General features: G+C 68.1%; 13 protein-coding genes. 9 read left to right on the top strand and 4 right to left on the bottom strand.

The genetic code is table 11. From position 1 onward, the window contains the following. Positions 1-141 precede the first annotated feature (141 nt). Positions 142-1,023 (bottom strand): aldo/keto reductase, encoded by an 882-nt coding sequence (locus tag IC605_RS02760; protein ID WP_246580258.1) that lies wholly within the window; start codon positions 1,021-1,023, stop codon positions 142-144. Between the two features lie 18 nt (positions 1,024-1,041). Here IC605_RS02760 and IC605_RS02755 point away from each other — a divergent pair, with 18 nt between their 5' ends. Then, positions 1,042-1,221, top strand: a complete 180-nt coding sequence (locus tag IC605_RS02755; RefSeq protein ID WP_216318551.1) for a hypothetical protein — start codon at positions 1,042-1,044, stop codon at positions 1,219-1,221. Here the strand turns inward: IC605_RS02755 and IC605_RS02750 are convergent. Then, positions 1,218-3,041 (bottom strand): ABC transporter ATP-binding protein, encoded by a 1,824-nt coding sequence (locus IC605_RS02750; RefSeq protein WP_216318549.1) that lies wholly within the window; start codon positions 3,039-3,041, stop codon positions 1,218-1,220. The genes IC605_RS02755 and IC605_RS02750 overlap by 4 nt on opposite strands. Positions 3,042-3,489: 448 nt before the next feature. On the opposite strand from IC605_RS02750, the gene IC605_RS25520 reads away from it, so the two are divergent. Beyond that, positions 3,490-3,996: a DUF6508 domain-containing protein gene (locus IC605_RS25520; RefSeq protein ID WP_425514209.1), complete on the top strand. Its 507-nt coding sequence runs from the start codon at positions 3,490-3,492 to the stop codon at positions 3,994-3,996. Here IC605_RS25520 and IC605_RS02740 read toward each other — a convergent pair. Beyond that, the gene (locus IC605_RS02740) at positions 3,920-4,696 is read right to left on the bottom strand and encodes an IclR family transcriptional regulator (protein WP_343216482.1); all 777 of its coding nucleotides are present in this window, start codon (positions 4,694-4,696) and stop codon (positions 3,920-3,922) included. The genes IC605_RS25520 and IC605_RS02740 overlap by 77 nt on opposite strands. A gap of 25 nt (positions 4,697-4,721) precedes the next feature. Beyond that, positions 4,722-5,918, bottom strand: a complete 1,197-nt coding sequence (locus IC605_RS02735) for a glycosyltransferase family protein (protein ID WP_246580257.1) — start codon at positions 5,916-5,918, stop codon at positions 4,722-4,724. 199 nt (positions 5,919-6,117) lie between these two features. On the opposite strand from IC605_RS02735, the gene IC605_RS02730 reads away from it, so the two are divergent. Genes IC605_RS02730 through IC605_RS02700 form a run of 7 tightly spaced genes read left to right on the top strand, consistent with a single transcriptional unit; the run spans position 6,118 to position 14,154 of the window. Beyond that, positions 6,118-7,737 carry a peptide ABC transporter substrate-binding protein gene (locus IC605_RS02730; protein WP_246580256.1) on the top strand — a complete coding sequence of 540 codons (1,620 nt, stop codon included), beginning with the start codon at positions 6,118-6,120 and terminating at the stop codon, positions 7,735-7,737. A 50-nt stretch (positions 7,738-7,787) separates the two neighbouring features. Then, positions 7,788-8,735, top strand: coding sequence for an ABC transporter permease (locus tag IC605_RS02725; protein WP_343216481.1), 948 nt, complete (start codon positions 7,788-7,790; stop codon positions 8,733-8,735). Continuing rightward, positions 8,728-9,621, top strand: coding sequence for an oligopeptide ABC transporter permease (opp4C, locus tag IC605_RS02720; protein ID WP_216318538.1), 894 nt, complete (start codon positions 8,728-8,730; stop codon positions 9,619-9,621). Before IC605_RS02725 ends, opp4C begins: the two co-directional genes overlap by 8 nt. Positions 9,622-9,636: 15 nt before the next feature. Further along, positions 9,637-10,716, top strand: a complete 1,080-nt coding sequence (locus IC605_RS02715; protein ID WP_216318536.1) for a ketopantoate reductase family protein — start codon at positions 9,637-9,639, stop codon at positions 10,714-10,716. Continuing rightward, positions 10,713-11,852: a Gfo/Idh/MocA family protein gene (locus IC605_RS02710; protein WP_216318534.1), complete on the top strand. Its 1,140-nt coding sequence runs from the start codon at positions 10,713-10,715 to the stop codon at positions 11,850-11,852. Before IC605_RS02715 ends, IC605_RS02710 begins: the two co-directional genes overlap by 4 nt. Next, a complete protein-coding gene (locus IC605_RS02705; protein ID WP_216318532.1) occupies positions 11,849-13,474 on the top strand; it encodes a DUF885 family protein in 1,626 nt (541 codons plus the stop codon). The genes IC605_RS02710 and IC605_RS02705 overlap by 4 nt, the downstream gene beginning before the upstream one ends. Further along, the gene (locus IC605_RS02700; RefSeq protein ID WP_216318530.1) at positions 13,471-14,154 is read left to right on the top strand and encodes an RraA family protein; all 684 of its coding nucleotides are present in this window, start codon (positions 13,471-13,473) and stop codon (positions 14,152-14,154) included. The genes IC605_RS02705 and IC605_RS02700 overlap by 4 nt, the downstream gene beginning before the upstream one ends. Position 14,155 lies beyond the last annotated feature (1 nt).

Raw genomic sequence — 14,155 nt, 5'->3', positions numbered from 1 at the left:
GGTGAGTGATGAGGGGAAGTCATCGGGCTGTTTGCTGAGATGCCTTGCCCGTTCACCCCCTCTGCTCCGCAGCTCTACGAGTCCCAATTTCCCTCTCAAGGGGGAGGAGCTAAAAGGAAAGGCTCAGCGCCAGGCTGCTCCTCACACCTCCCCGCCCCACCCCTGCCCGTGCTCGGCCCAGGCCGCCTCGATCCGCTCCAGCACCTCGGCGGGAAGCGGTCCCTTCTCCACGGCGGCGGCGTTCCGCTCCAAGTTCTCCACCCGCGCCGTGCCGACAATCGCGCTGCTCACCCCCGGGGCGAAGGCGGAGAAGCGCAGGGTGAACTCGTTCCAGTCCAGGTCGCCGGGGTCGAGCCGCAGCGTCCGCAACCGTTCCCAGTACACCTCGGCGTATTGGCCCACCGGGCGCCCTGTGAACTGCCAGGCGGCGTTGGCGATGGGGCGCTTGGCGATCAACCCCAGGCCGCGGGCCGCCGCGCCGGGCAGGACGTGGTGGAGGCTCCACTGGTCGGTGACGTTCACGCTCGTCTGGAGGCTGCCGAAGCGGCCCGACTCCGCCGCCCACGCCAGCGCCTCGTTCTCGCCGCTGTAGGCCGCCACGCGGATGAGTCCCGCCTCCCGCGCCCGGTCGAGTTCGGCAAGCAGGTCGTCGCGGCGCAGGGTATCCAGTGGGCACGAGTGGAGGTGGAAGATGTCGAGGCGGTCGGTTCGCATCCGCCGCAAGGCGCGCTCGATGCCCCGGCGGATGTTCTCGGGCGTCCAGTCCTGGGTGCCCTCCACGCCGTACCCGCCCTTTGTGCTCAGGATGAACTCGTCCCGGCGGTGGGCGAGAAAACGCCCGATCCTCTCCTCGCTCAGCCCGTAGCCGCGCGCCGTGTCGATCAGGGTGATGCCGAGGTCGAGGGCGCGGTGGAGCAGCCGCTCCGCCTCCGCTTCCGGCAGCGTCTCCGCGCCCACCTGCCCGGCGCCGAGGCCGAGGACGCCGACCCTGAACCCCGTATTGCCAAACTCCCGCTGCTGCATGAGGCGTACCATACCGCCATGACTGGCCCCGCGCCGACCTTCTGGGAGATGAGCGAGGGGGAGTACCTGCGGACGGAGCCGGACAGTGCGGAGAGCTGGACCGACCGCGAATTGTCGGTCAATGGAGAGATCGTCGTCCCCGGCCTCAACACCACCCTCACCCTTGACGACATCTACGCGGGCGTGTTCGGCCGCTAGGCCAACTCTGCCCGCGCCTCCTGCTCCTTCCTGAACTGGAGTTCGTAGAGCCCCCGGTACAGCCCGCCCGCCGCCATCAGCTCCGCGTGGGTGCCGTCCGCCACGACCTGCCCCGCGTCCATGACGAGGATGCGGTCGGCGTTCCGGATGGTGCTCAGGCGGTGTGCGATCACGAAGGTGGTCCGGCCCCGCATCAGCCGTTCGAGGGCCGACTGCACCAGCGCCTCGGACTCGTTGTCCAGCGCACTCGTCGCCTCGTCGAGGATCAGGATGCGGGGGTCCTTGAGCAGCGCGCGGGCGATGGCGACCCGCTGGCGCTGCCCGCCGGAGAGCTTCACGCCCCGCTCGCCGACCACCGTGGCGTACCCGTCCGGGAAGGCGGCGATGAAGTCGTGCGCGTTCGCGGCGCGGGCGGCGGCCTCGACCTCCGCCGGCGTGGCGTCCGGGCGCCCGTAGCGGATGTTCTCCTCGACCGAGCCCGAGAAGAGCAGCGTCTCCTGCGGCACGAGGCCCACCTGGGCGCGCAGCCCCTCCAGCGCGTACTCGCGCACGTCCCGCCCGTCCACCCGCAGCTCGCCCGCCGTCACGTCCCAGAAGCGCGGAATCAGGCTCACCAGCGTCGTCTTGCCCGCCCCGCTCGGGCCGACCAGGGCCACGACCTGACCGGCGGGCACGTCGAAACTCACGTCCTGCAAGACGGGCGCGTCGCCGTACCGGAAGCCCACCCGGTCGAAGGTCACCCGGCCCTGCGCGCGGGCGAGGGGAAGGGGAGAGGCGGGCTCGGGGAGGTCGCTGCGCTCGTCGAGCAGCTCGAAGATGCGGCCCGAGGCCCCGAGCGCCTCCTGGAACTGATTGAAGATGCCCGTCAGGGCGGCGACCGTCCCTCCCACCTGAAGGGCGTAGATCAGGAAGGTGACGAGGTTGCCCGGCGTCAGGTCACCCGCCATGACCTGTCGCCCGCCGAACCACAGCAGCGCGGCGAGGGACCCGAAGGTGAGGAAGCTCATCGTGCCGCCCATCAGCGCCTGAAGACGGGCGCGTTTGAGCGCGGCGCGGAAGCTGGCGAGGACGCCCCGGCCGTAGCGCCCCCGCTCCACGTCCTCCGCCGTGAAGCTCTGCACCACCCGTACCCCGCTGATCGCCTCCTCGGCACTCGCGTTCGCCCCGGCCACCGCGTCCTGTACCTCACGGCTGACCCGCCGGATGCGCCGCCCGATGAAGACCGCCGTCCCGATCACGAGCGGGATGACGGCGAGGGTAAAGAGACTCAGGCGCGGACTCGTCGTGACGAGCAGGATGACGGCCCCCACGAGGCTGACCGTCTGGGCGGCGAGCTGCGCCAGCGCCGTGCTCGTCACCGTCTGCACCGTGCCCACATCGGCGGTGAGGCGGCTGGTGAGGTCGCCCGTCTTGTGGTCGGCGAAAAAGCGCGGCGAGAGCGTGAGGAGGTGACTGAACAGGACCTGTCGCAAGTCCGCCACCACCCCCGCGCCGACCCGGGCGAGCAGATACGACTGCGCCGCCGCGAAGAGGGAAGAGAGGGCAAAGATGCCGAGGAGGGCGAGGACCGTCCGGTCGAGCGGCCCGGTGACCGTGCTGCCCACCCGCAGGAAGGAGGCGTCGATCAGGCGCCCGAACAGCAGCGGAAAGACGAGGTTCAGACCGCTGGACACCAGGGTCGCCAGCACCCCCACGACGAAGAGGCCCCGGTAGGGCCGCGCGAAGGCCAGCAGCCGCGCGAGTTGCCGGGGGTCGTGTTTCACGCGGGGCGCGTCCGGGTCGCGGGCCGCCGAGGACATGCGGGAGGGACGGGAGAGCATGGGGGTAGGGTACGCCCGGCGTGGGGAGAAGAATTGCGCCCGAAGGGCCTTTGACCGTCGGGGGACGGGGCCGTCACAACAAGAAAACAGCAACTCCGTAAGGAGCGCGCGTCACTGGGGATCGAGGCTTGTGCAGCCCGCGCGAAGGTGTCACCACTCCCCCCGACGAACACGAAGTTCATCGGGAGAATTTTTATTCATGACACCACCCGCTTGCCGCGGATACTTTTCAATGGTGAAGCGGAACGCCGAACTAACGACCCGCCCAGGCGGTCACGCGGCACTCTGCACAACCGCGTGGACTTGAAGCCCACGATCCTCGCCGAGCACCGGCTGGAGATCAGTCAGCGACCAGCCGCGCAACTGCTCAAGCGTTGATCCAGCGCGGGCATGCAATGCCTACGCTCTGAAGCTCTGAGAGCAGGCTAGCCCCGAGTTCCCGAAGCCGCTGGCTTCCAGTTCGCCCACAACGATTCGTCAGACCGGAGAGAAGAGTCTCGAGGTGGTGGGCTACAGCTATGACCCACAGGTCTGGAACCTGCTCGAAGCTCTCGACCGCCAGGGCTGGGTGGACGAGGACAGGACCTTCCAGTGGACCAAATGGATGAACACCGAGGAGGCCATGAGCCTGATGTACGATTCCGCTGCTCGTGCTCGGGCCACACCTCAGCAATTTGCCAAACTCCTGACTGTCTTCGCCCGGCAGGAACGCTTCATTGATGAGGCGATGCTGAACTTTTGGAAGCCGGTGAGGTATGCCACGCGCACCGGGCCGAACACGCAGATCAGGTCGAGGTGCGCGTCTTGCAACGCTGCGGCAAGTTGGCAGCGTCTGGTGGCATGTTCGTCCCGCGTGATCTCCAGCCGCTCAAAGGGGCTCACGAGGTCTGCCCCTGCGTCTCGGGCTGGGGTTGCAGGATCAGCTCGGTGGCGGCGCGCCCCGCCGTGCCCTTGACGTACCCCGCGAGTTCCGGCAGGCGTTCTTTCATGACCCGACCGCTGGGTCCGGCGATGCCGATGGCGGCGATGACCTTCCCGGCGCCGTTGAGGATCGGGGCGGAGAGGCAGCGTACGCCGATCTCGCGCTCCTCGTCGTCCTCGGCGTAGCCCTGTTCGCGCACCCGTTGCAGCGCCTCCTCCAGTTGCCCGGGGTCGGTGATGGTGTGCGGCGTGCGGGGCCGCAGGCCGGTCTTGCGCAGGATGTCCTCCACCCGGGCGGGCGGCAGGTCGGCGAGGAACAGCTTGCCGACGTCGCTGCAATACAGCGGCGTGACCGAGCCCGGCGTGGTGAACATCCGCACCATGCTCAGCGGTTCGAGCTGGCTGAGGTACATGGCGCTCGTGCCGTACAACTCGGCGAGGTGGGCGGTCTCGCCCGTCAGGTCCACGAGTTCTTGCAGGTATGGGCGGACGCGGCGGACGAGGTCGTAGCGCAGGTACAGCGAGCGGCTGATCTCCACGATCTCCGGGCCGATGTCGTAGCGTTTGCTGCCCGCGTCCTGGTGGATGTAGCCCTTGGCGGTCAGCGTCTGGAGGATGCGGTGGATGGTGCTGGGCGCCAGGCCCATCGCCTGGGAGAGTTCGGCGATCCCGAGAGGCCGCCCCGCGTCCACGATGGTGTTGATCAGGTCGAGCGCCCGCTCGACGCTTTGCACGTTTTCGCTCATGGATAGCTCGCGTTCACGCCTGGAACATCAGCAGGCTTCGCGGGGAGTGCATCTCGCCGTACAGCGTCTGGATGAACGCTGGGCGCTCCTCGTCGGTCACCCGCTCGCGGACGGTGCGGACGGCCTCGTCGCCGTGCCAGTACGAGGCGATGAAGGGTCCCCGGAAGCTGTAGCTGGCGAAGCGGATGCGCCCGTCGATCCACGCGCGCTGCCCGAAGCTGTGGCGTTCGAGGTAGTCGCGGACGCGCGCCTCCTCCCAGCCGTCCCCCATCTGATACCACGCGGCACTCGTCGCGGCGGCGCTTCTCAGGCGGCGCAGGGCCATATGCACCGCGTCCCCCGCGTCCTCCACCCAGTCGATCAGGTGGATGCCCTGGTCGCCGATCCCCTCCTGAACGCAGCCGGTGACCGCGTTCGTGGTGCACAGCAGCACGTCGGCGGTGCTCTCCCCGCTCGCGGCGGCGTCCCGGGTGTAGAGGAGCTGGGTGGAGTGGCCGGGGAAGACCTCGTGGCACACCAGGTGCTTGAGGGCCGAGCGCGTGAAGTTCAGGTCCACGTTCAGGTCCATCTGCCCGACGTTGAAGTTGCAGCGGGCCGTGAAGGGCACCCCGCGCACGGCGTTGAGCGCCATGTGGTAGTCCCCGGTGGGGTAGATCATGGCGTCGGTGCGGCGCTGGGCCTCGCGCATCAGGTCGAGGAAGGTGGCTTCCAGGTCGCCGGGAGGTAGGGCGCCGTCGGCCTCGAAGCGGTGGACACGTTCGGCGAGCGCGCCGTGGCGGTACCCCGCCTGTTCCAGCAGGGCTTCGAGTTCGGCGAGCATGACCTGCATGGCGTCGTCGCCGACGGGTTCAGCGGGCACGCCCACGAGGTGTTCGAGCTTCTCCTTGAAGCTGAGTTCCTCGCCCTCGAACAGCCGCGAGGCGGTCCGTAGCGAGCGCAGCATGTCGGTCAGAAAAACCTTGCGCGCCCCGGTGGGGTAACCCCGGACGATCTCGTTCAGCGCGGCCAGTTCGGCGTGGACCTCGTTCCAGTCCGTGTAGTTCGGAGCGGGCACGAGGTCGTCGCCGAGGTAGATCGGGACGAGCCCCTCGCTGTCGAGCACGCCGTGCCCGCGTGAGAGGCGGCGCTCCAGCCGGTCCATTCCGACCGTCAGGGCAGTCAAGCGGCGGCCCACCTCATGGTCCTGAGCGGTCACATCCTCGTTGGACATAGAAACCTCCACCGCCAGCCTACCCGAAGATTCCGCAGAGTGGAACATAACTAGGACGGGAGCATTCCGGAGAGCGGAATGTCGTATGACCCGCCTCCTTGACTTTCCTTAACGGTACTCCGTACACTCGCCTTGCATCACAGGAATCTGCGGTATCAGAAGGATGTTCGACCCCCAACCTTCCCGAGGAGGATTTGGTATGGACTCGACCCGGCAGGCCAAGTATTCCGCGATCCGAAACGCCGCCCGCTTCCTCTCCGCCTCCGCCATTCTGCTAGGTGGAATGGCGCTCGCCCAGCAGCGGGGCGGAACCCTCACTGTCGGCCTGGGGTACGACATCGACACCCTCAACGTGTACTCCACCGGTTTTCTGGGAGACGTGCAGGCGGCGGTGGTCGAGGGGCTGGTCGCGCCGAACCAGCGGGCCCAGTACGTTCCCGTGCTCGCCACGCAGGTGCCGACGACGAGAAACGGCGGCATCAAGCTCAGCCCGGACGGCAAGCGCATGACGGTCACGTACAAGCTGCGCCCCAACGTCAAATGGTCCGACGGACAGCCCTTCACCTCTGCCGACGTGCGCTTCACTTGGGAGGCGGTCAAGAACCCCAAGTTCATCGCGGAGTCCAAGGACGGCACCGAGGACATCGAGAGCATCGCCACGCCCGATCCCCTCACGGTGGTCGTGAACTACAAGCGGGTGGCGCCGGACTTCGCCAGCACGCTCTTCACCTTCGGCATCCTGCCCAAGCACACCCTGGAGGGCAAGGACCTCAACACCGACCCCTACAACGAGAAGCCGCTGGGGACCGGACCCTTCCGGGTGAAGGAGTTCCGCCGGGGCCAGTACGTGGTGCTGGAGCGCAACCCGTTCTATTGGCGCAAGGACGCGAAGGGCGTGCAACTGCCGTACCTCGACGGTATGATCTTCAAGATCATCCCCGACAGCAACACCCTGGTGACGCAGCTCCGCTCCGGCGAGGTGCAGATGGCCTACGGGGTGCCGTATTCCCAGGTCCAGCAACTCGACAGCGTGCCGGGCCTGAAGGTCATCAAGAACAACGTGCTGTCGTGGCAGCACCTCGACTTCAACATGAAGAACGTGGCCGCCTTCAAGGACCCGAACGTCCGCAAGGCCATCGCCTACGGAATCAACAAGACCGCCCTCAGCCGGGCGCTCGGCGGCTATCCGACGCCCATCAACACGGTCGTCGTGCCGGTCTTCTCCTATACCAATCCCAACGTGCCCCGCTACGACTACAACCCCGCGCGGGCGCAGCAACTCCTCGACGCGGCGGGCTGGAAACCCGGCCCGGACGGTATCCGCGTCAAGGACGGCCAGCGGCTCAGCTTCAAGGTCATGGCGCAGGCGGGCCGCGCCACCGACGAGGACGCCCAGCAGGTCATCATCGCGTCCCTCAAGGGCATCGGCGTCGAGCTGCAACCCGACAACAAGTCGGGCGTGGCCTTCCGCGACGCACGCTACAAGGGCAACTACGACCTGTTCTACGGCGGCTGGATCACCTCCGCCGATCCCACCTACAGCGTCTTTTTCGGCTCCAAGGGCGTCAACAACGGCCAGGGGTACAGCAGCGCCAAGATCGACGCCACCCTCGCCCGGGCGGAGAGCACCCTCGACCCCGAGGACCGCACCGCCGCGCTCCGGCAGTTCCAGGTGGAGTTGATGAACGACCTGCCCAGCATCCCGATCACCAGCAACCCCTCGATGATCGTGGTGACCGACAAGCTCGGCGGCTTCGTGCCCAACCCGACCAACATGACGAACTTCGTGAACACGAGCGGGTGGTTCCTCAACAAATAGGGCAGGGGGCGGGGGAGACTGCCGCCCCGCGTCTCGGGTGACCTGTGAACGTGACCTACCTGCTCAAACGCCTGATCGGGGCGGTCCCGCTGCTCCTCGGCGTGTCCCTGATCCTGTTCGGGGTGCTGCACCTCGCGCCGGGCGGGCCGCTCGACGTGTACGCGGACAATCCCTCGGTCAGCCCCGAGGCGCTCGCTCAGATGCGCACCGCCTTCGGCCTCGACCAGCCGCTGCCCGTGCAGTACGTGTCGTGGGTGACGGCGTTCTTCCAGGGCGAGTGGGGCTTCTCGATCCGCACCGCGCGGCCCGTCGTGCAGGAGATCGGCGAGCGGGTGGGGCCGACCCTGCTGCTGGGGGGCACCAGCTTCGTGGTGTCGCTCTTGATCGCCATTCCGCTGGGGGTGCTCAGCGCCGTGCGCAAGTACAGCGCCGTGGACTACGGCATCACCTTCCTGTCCTTTCTGGGCGTGAGCATGCCGGTGTTCTGGCTGGCGCTGATGCTGCAACTGGTGTTCGCGGTGCAGTGGCGAATTCTCCCTTCGGCGGGGATGCAGACCATCGGGAGCGACTCGCTCCTCGACATCGCGCGGCACCTGATCCTCCCGGCGGGCATCCTGGCCTTCGCGTCGGTCGCGGGCTGGAGCCGCTACATGCGGTCGAGCATGGTGGACGTGCTGGCCCAGGACTACGTGCGGACGGCCAAGGCCAAGGGCGTCCCGGAGCGCAGCGTCGTGTACCGCCACGCCCTGCGCAACGGACTGATCCCGATCATCACCGTGGTGGCGCTGGATTTCGCCACCATCCTCTCCGGCGCCGTCATCACCGAGACGATCTTCGCGTGGCCGGGCATGGGGCGGCTCTTTATCGAGAGCATGAACGGGCGCGACTACCCGGTGCTGATGGCCCTGATGATGGTCGGGTCCTTCGCCCTGATCGTCAGCAACCTCGTCGCGGATCTCGCGTACGGTGCCGCCGACCCCAGGATTCGCTATGAGTGACGCGGCCCGCCGCCCTGCCCGCCCCGCGCCCAGGGAACGCGCGCCCGACACGCCCTGGAGCCTCTTCGTGCGGCGCTTCAGGCGCCACCGCCTCGCCGTGATCGGGCTGGTCATCCTGCTCGTGCTGGGGACGCTGGCCCTGCTCGCGCCCGTCATCGCGCCGTACGGGTTCGACACGCAGGACCTGAACATCATCGGCACGCCCCAGCCGCCCAGCGCCGAACACCTCATGGGCACCGACCAACTGGGACGGGACGCCCTGACCCGCGTGTTGTACGGCGCCCGCGTGTCGCTCGCGGTGGGCCTGATGAGCGCCCTGCTGGCGTCCCTCGTGGGCACGTTAGTGGGCGCGCTCGCCGGGTATTACCGGGGCTGGCTCGACACCTTCCTGATGCGACTGACCGACGTGGTGCTGTGCATCCCGCTGTTGCCGCTGGTGATCCTGCTGTCGGGGATGCTGCGCCCCAGCGTGCCGCTGCTCGTGGGCATCATCGGCGCGTTGGGCTGGATGGGCACGGCCCGGCTGGTACGCGGGCAGTTCCTGAGCCTGCGCGAGCGCGAGTTCGTGGAGGCGAGCCGGGCGCTGGGCGGCAGCAACAACCGCATCATGTTCCGGCACATCCTGCCCAACGCCATCGGGCCGATCATCGTCGCCACGACCCTCGCGGTGGGCAGCGGCATCATGCTCGAAAGCGCCCTGTCGTTCCTGGGGCTCGGCGTCCAGCCGCCCACCCCCACCTGGGGCAACCTGCTCAACTACGCGAGCCAGTGGCTCCAGGTCGCGCCGTGGCTCGCCCTCTTCCCCGGCCTGTTCATCCTGGTCACGGTGCTCGCCGTGAACTTCCTGGGAGACGGGCTGCGCGACGCCCTCGACCCCCGCTCGTAACTCCAAGGAGACCTCATGCGTTTCACCATCATCGGCGCCGGGGCCATCGGCGGCCTCGCGGGCGCGTGGATGACCCAGGCCGGACACGACGTAACTCTTGTGGACCGCTGGGCCGAGCATATCGACGCCATCAAGGAGCGCGGCCTCCACATCGACGGGGTGCGCGGGGAGCACCACGTTCAGGTCAAGGCCCTGCACCCCCACGAGCTGCAAGGACCGCTCGAAGCCGTCCTGATCGCCACCAAGTCGCAGCACACCCTGGACGCCCTGGAAAGCGTGCTGCCGCACTTCGGTCCGGAGACCTTCGTCGTGTCGTACCAGAACGGCTTCAACGAGCCCGACATCATCGCGCGACTCGAACGGGCCGGGCTGGGCGGGGCGGAGCGCGTGGTCGGCAGCATCCCCAACTACGGCGGTGCCCTCGTCGATCCCGGGTACATCGAATTCGTGCACGAGGGGCCCATCCAGCTCGGGGAGATGACCGGGGAGAGCACCGAACGCTTAGAGACGCTCGCCGCGTGTTTGAGCGCCCTCACAGAAGTGCAACTCAGCGACAACATCTGGGGGCAAATCTGGGCCAAGGAGGTCTACAGCGCGCAGGTGGTATTCAGCGCCCTGGTGGACGCGCCCGTGACCGAGACGCTGGGGGTGGAACGGTACGCGCGGGTAGCGGGAGCCGTCGTCCGGGAGGCGCTGGAGATCGCCGAGGCGAACGGCATCACCGTGGAGGCCTTTGACTTCTTCGACCCCGCCAATTACAAGCCCCGCACGCCCGAGGACACGGGGAGGCTCCTCGCCAATATCCACCACGCGATCTGGCTGCTCAAGAAGGACCAGAAGCCGAGCGCGCACCAGTTCAAGAAGAAGGGCTCGGGCATCTGGTGGGACATCGTGTACCGGAACCGCCCGTCCGAGGTGCGCGCTTCGAACGGCAAGCTGATCTCCTTCGGCGAGCGCGCCGGGGCCGACACACGCCTGAACGCGAGGCTCTGCGAGATGATCTACGAGATCGAGGACGGGCGGCGGCAACTCGGCTACCACAACTACGACGAGCTGGAGGCGTACGTGCAGCGCCTCGGAAAGGCCCTGCCATGACCCCCACGGACAGAGAGCGGCTGGGCGTCGGCGTGATCGGCGCGCACGCCTGGGCGGAGTCCGCGCACCTGCCCGGCTACCACGCCTATGACCGCGCCCGGCTGGTCGCCATTTGCGACACCGTGCCCGAACGCGCCGAACGCCTCGCCGAGAAGTTCGGGGCCGAGTGCGTCTACACCGACCACCGCGAGCTGCTGTGCGACCCCGACGTGCAGATGGTGGATGTCTGCACGCCGACCGACACGCACCTCCCGCTCAGCCTCGACGCGATCCGGGCAGGGAGACATGTCCTGTCCGAAAAGCCCCTCGCGCACGATGCCCGCGACGCCTTCATAGCGGCCCACGAGGCAGAGCGTGCCGGAGTCCGCACCAAACTCGGCGTCACGTTCCGCTACTCGCCCGCCATCCGGCAGGTTCACCGCTGGATTCAGGATGGGACCCTCGGCGAAATCTTCCACGTTCACGGGCTGGAGCAGAACTCGCAATTTCTCAACCCGCACTACCCGCTGCGCCAAGTTCCACACGGCGCTGACTTCTCCGAGCTGATCCCGTCCTCGGTGGTGGGGTACGGCTCGCACCTGCTCGACCTCGTGCGCTGGTGCGCCGGGGAGTACAAGAGCGTGATCGGCAGCATGAGGAACTTCGTGCCCGAACGCGAGGTGCGCGGGTACGAGGGGTTGCAGCGCATCAACGTCGAGGACGGCACCGTGGCCCTCGCCGAGTTCGAGAGCGGCGCGCACGGCATCCTGCAAACCTCGTACATCGCCGTGGGCAACTACCCTGGCGTGGAATTGCGGGTCTACGGCTCGAAGGGCGCGGCGGTCGCGCGGCTGGTGGAGGAGAACGGCATCGCTGAGACGCTGCGCTTTGCCACCCCCGACGCGGTGGAGTTCCGCGAGGTCACCCTGCCGGAGAGCGCCTATCCGCCCGGCACCACGCTGCACACTCCCTGGCCCGAGTTGTATTACCGCAACCTCGTGCGGCATTTCGTGGACGAGATTCTGGACGGTACGCCCCCCGAGTGCACCTTCTACGACGGGGCGAAGAGCCAGGAGGTCGTGAACGCCATCGTGCAGTCCCATCACGAGCGGCGCTGGGTGGACCTGCCCCTGATCGACGCTGAGGTTCTCGCGTGAGCGATGCCGCCAGCCTGGCGCAGGAGTACCTACGGGTACATGCCCACTTCCACCCTGTCGATGCGACCTTCATGGGGCTGCGCGGCCACGACCACCAACTGCCCCCCGCCGGGCCGGACAGCGTGGGGGTGGAACTCGACGCGCTCGCCACGTTGCGGGCGGGGCTGAGCAAGGCGACTATTGCCACCGGAAGCGGCGACCGTATCGACGCGCGGTTGCTGGACGCGCAACTCACCGTCCGGGCGGCAGAACTGCACCGGGCCCCACCCCAGCACAACCCCGCTTGGTACACGGGCGAGGCGGCCTTTGGGGTGATCTCGTTGCTGCTTCCAGGCGGCCCCGAGGACTCCCAGGAGGCGCGCGACGCGCTGCGGGTGAGGCTGGAGACTGTACCCGGCTTTCTCGCACAGGCCCGCACCCATCTCCAGGGGCGAACCGTGCCGCGCGACTGGGCCGAGCGTGCGCGACGTGAGGCGAGGGCGACCGCGCTTCTGCTTGAAGACGGCCTGCCGCGCCATCCGCTGTGGCAGGACGACCTCCACCACCCCGCCGCGCGGGCGGCCCGTGCCCTGCGTGCCTACGCGGAAGACCTCGACCGGCTGCCCCTCGCGGACGATGTAGCCTGCGGTGAGGCCCACCTCGACCTGCTGATGCGTGTCGGACACGGTCTGCCCTTCGGACCGCGTGAAGCTCTAGAGCGCGCCACGGTCGCCTTCGACCGCCTCACCCGCGAACTGGAGGGGGACGCCGCCCGGCTCGACCTCAGCCGCTCCTGGCAGGAACAACTAGCCGCCCTTGAACAAGTGTCACCCGACCTCAACGGTGTGCGGGACGCTTACCGGGCTTGGCACGAACGCGCCATGAGCGCCGCCGAGGGCCTGGTCACGCCTGCCCGCGAGTACGACCTCGACTTCCGCGCCGCGCCTGACTGGGCTGTGGGGACGGGTGACCTCTACTTCCTGTTCTACCGCTCCCCGGCCCCTTTCCGACCCGGCCACGGCAGCGTGTACTGGGTCTTTCCGCCTGGCGACGACGTTGCTGCGTACTTGCGGGCGCAGAACACCAGCGCCATCAAACTCATCCATGCCGTTCACCACGGCAGCATCGGGCACCACACCCACAACGCCCGCGCCCGTGAGGCGGAGAGCGTCCTCGCGCGCGTGGCAGGCACCGACTGCGCGAGCGGGATTGCGCTGCTGAGCGGGGGCACGGCGGTGGAGGGCTGGGCCTGCTATGCCGAAGACCTGCTGCTCGAAGCGGACGGCTTCTACACCCCCGCCGAGGCGCTGCTGCTCAAGAGCTACGAGCGGCGCAACGCGTCGTCGTGCATCGCGGACATCAAGCTGCACCTGGGCGAGTGGAGCCTGGAGGATATGCGCACCTTCTACCGCGAGCGTGTGAACTTCGCCCCGGCGCGGGTCTGGAGCGAGACGACCCGCAACTCCATGTTCCCCGCCACTCGCCTGATGTACTGGCTCGGCACGGAGGCGATCAAGGCGCTGCGGGCCGAACTTTCGCTGCCCCCCCGTGCCTTCCACGACACCCTGCTCTCGTATGGTCACGCGCCCGTGGCGTGGATCGCCGAGGAGATGCGCGCCGTACGCGCCCAGGAGACCGCATGACCCTGACCCAGGACCGCAAGCTGGAGCTGCGCGACCGCTTCCTGCGCGTGGACACCGCCAACGTCGCCGACATTCTGGACGAGATGGGCTACCCCGACTGCGGCCTTGCGAGCAGCTTCTGGCCGATCCGCGAGCGCCTTGAAAAGATGGGTGGCTGGACGTACACGATTCGCGGGCAGATGACCCCTTACCCGGGCACGGGCGACCCGAAGAAGATGCAGGCGGTGAGCGGCCTCACCCCCGGCCACCTCAGCGTCTGGAGCGGCGGCGGGGCCGAGGGCGTGTGCTTCTTCGGCGAGCTGATCGCGCGCGGGATGCAGTACCGGGGCTGCGTCGGCGCCCTGGTGGACGGCGGCATCCGCGACATCGAGTGGCTCGCCCGCATGAACTTCCCGGTCTATGCCCGCTACCGCACACCCGTCCAGTCCATCGGGCGCTGGGAGGTGAACGCCTGGCAGGTGGACGTGTACCTGCCAGGCGCGACGACTGCCCGGGTGCGGGTCAGGCCCGACGACTTCATCCTCGCCGACTTCGACGGGGCGGTGCTGATCCCCCAGGAGATTGCGGAGGAGGTCCTAACGCGCGCCGAGGCCCTCACCGAGAAGGAGCGGCACATCCGCGAGGACCTGGAGAGCGGCATGAGCCTCCCCGACGTTCTGGGCAAGTACGGGCACGTGTGAC

The organism is Deinococcus aestuarii (genome assembly GCF_018863415.1).
GTDB classification, from domain to species: Bacteria; Deinococcota; Deinococci; order Deinococcales; family Deinococcaceae; genus Deinococcus; species Deinococcus aestuarii.
This window is presented reverse-complemented; position numbering and strand designations above follow the sequence as displayed.

Bases quoted from the DNA above. Each gene is read 5' to 3' on its own strand.
- IC605_RS02715 (WP_216318536.1), top strand. From the start codon at position 9,637: ATGCGTTTCACCATCATCGGCGCCGGGGCCATCGGCGGCCTCGCGGGC.
- opp4C (WP_216318538.1), top strand. From the start codon at position 8,728: ATGAGTGACGCGGCCCGCCGCCCTGCCCGCCCCGCGCCCAGGGAACGC.
- IC605_RS02760 (WP_246580258.1), bottom strand. From the start codon at position 1,023: ATGCAGCAGCGGGAGTTTGGCAATACGGGGTTCAGGGTCGGCGTCCTC.
- IC605_RS02735 (WP_246580257.1), bottom strand. From the start codon at position 5,918: ATGTCCAACGAGGATGTGACCGCTCAGGACCATGAGGTGGGCCGCCGC.
- IC605_RS02755 (WP_216318551.1), top strand. From the start codon at position 1,042: ATGACTGGCCCCGCGCCGACCTTCTGGGAGATGAGCGAGGGGGAGTAC.
- IC605_RS02750 (WP_216318549.1), bottom strand. From the start codon at position 3,041: ATGCTCTCCCGTCCCTCCCGCATGTCCTCGGCGGCCCGCGACCCGGAC.
- IC605_RS02700 (WP_216318530.1), top strand. From the start codon at position 13,471: ATGACCCTGACCCAGGACCGCAAGCTGGAGCTGCGCGACCGCTTCCTG.
- IC605_RS02710 (WP_216318534.1), top strand. From the start codon at position 10,713: ATGACCCCCACGGACAGAGAGCGGCTGGGCGTCGGCGTGATCGGCGCG.
- IC605_RS02730 (WP_246580256.1), top strand. From the start codon at position 6,118: ATGGACTCGACCCGGCAGGCCAAGTATTCCGCGATCCGAAACGCCGCC.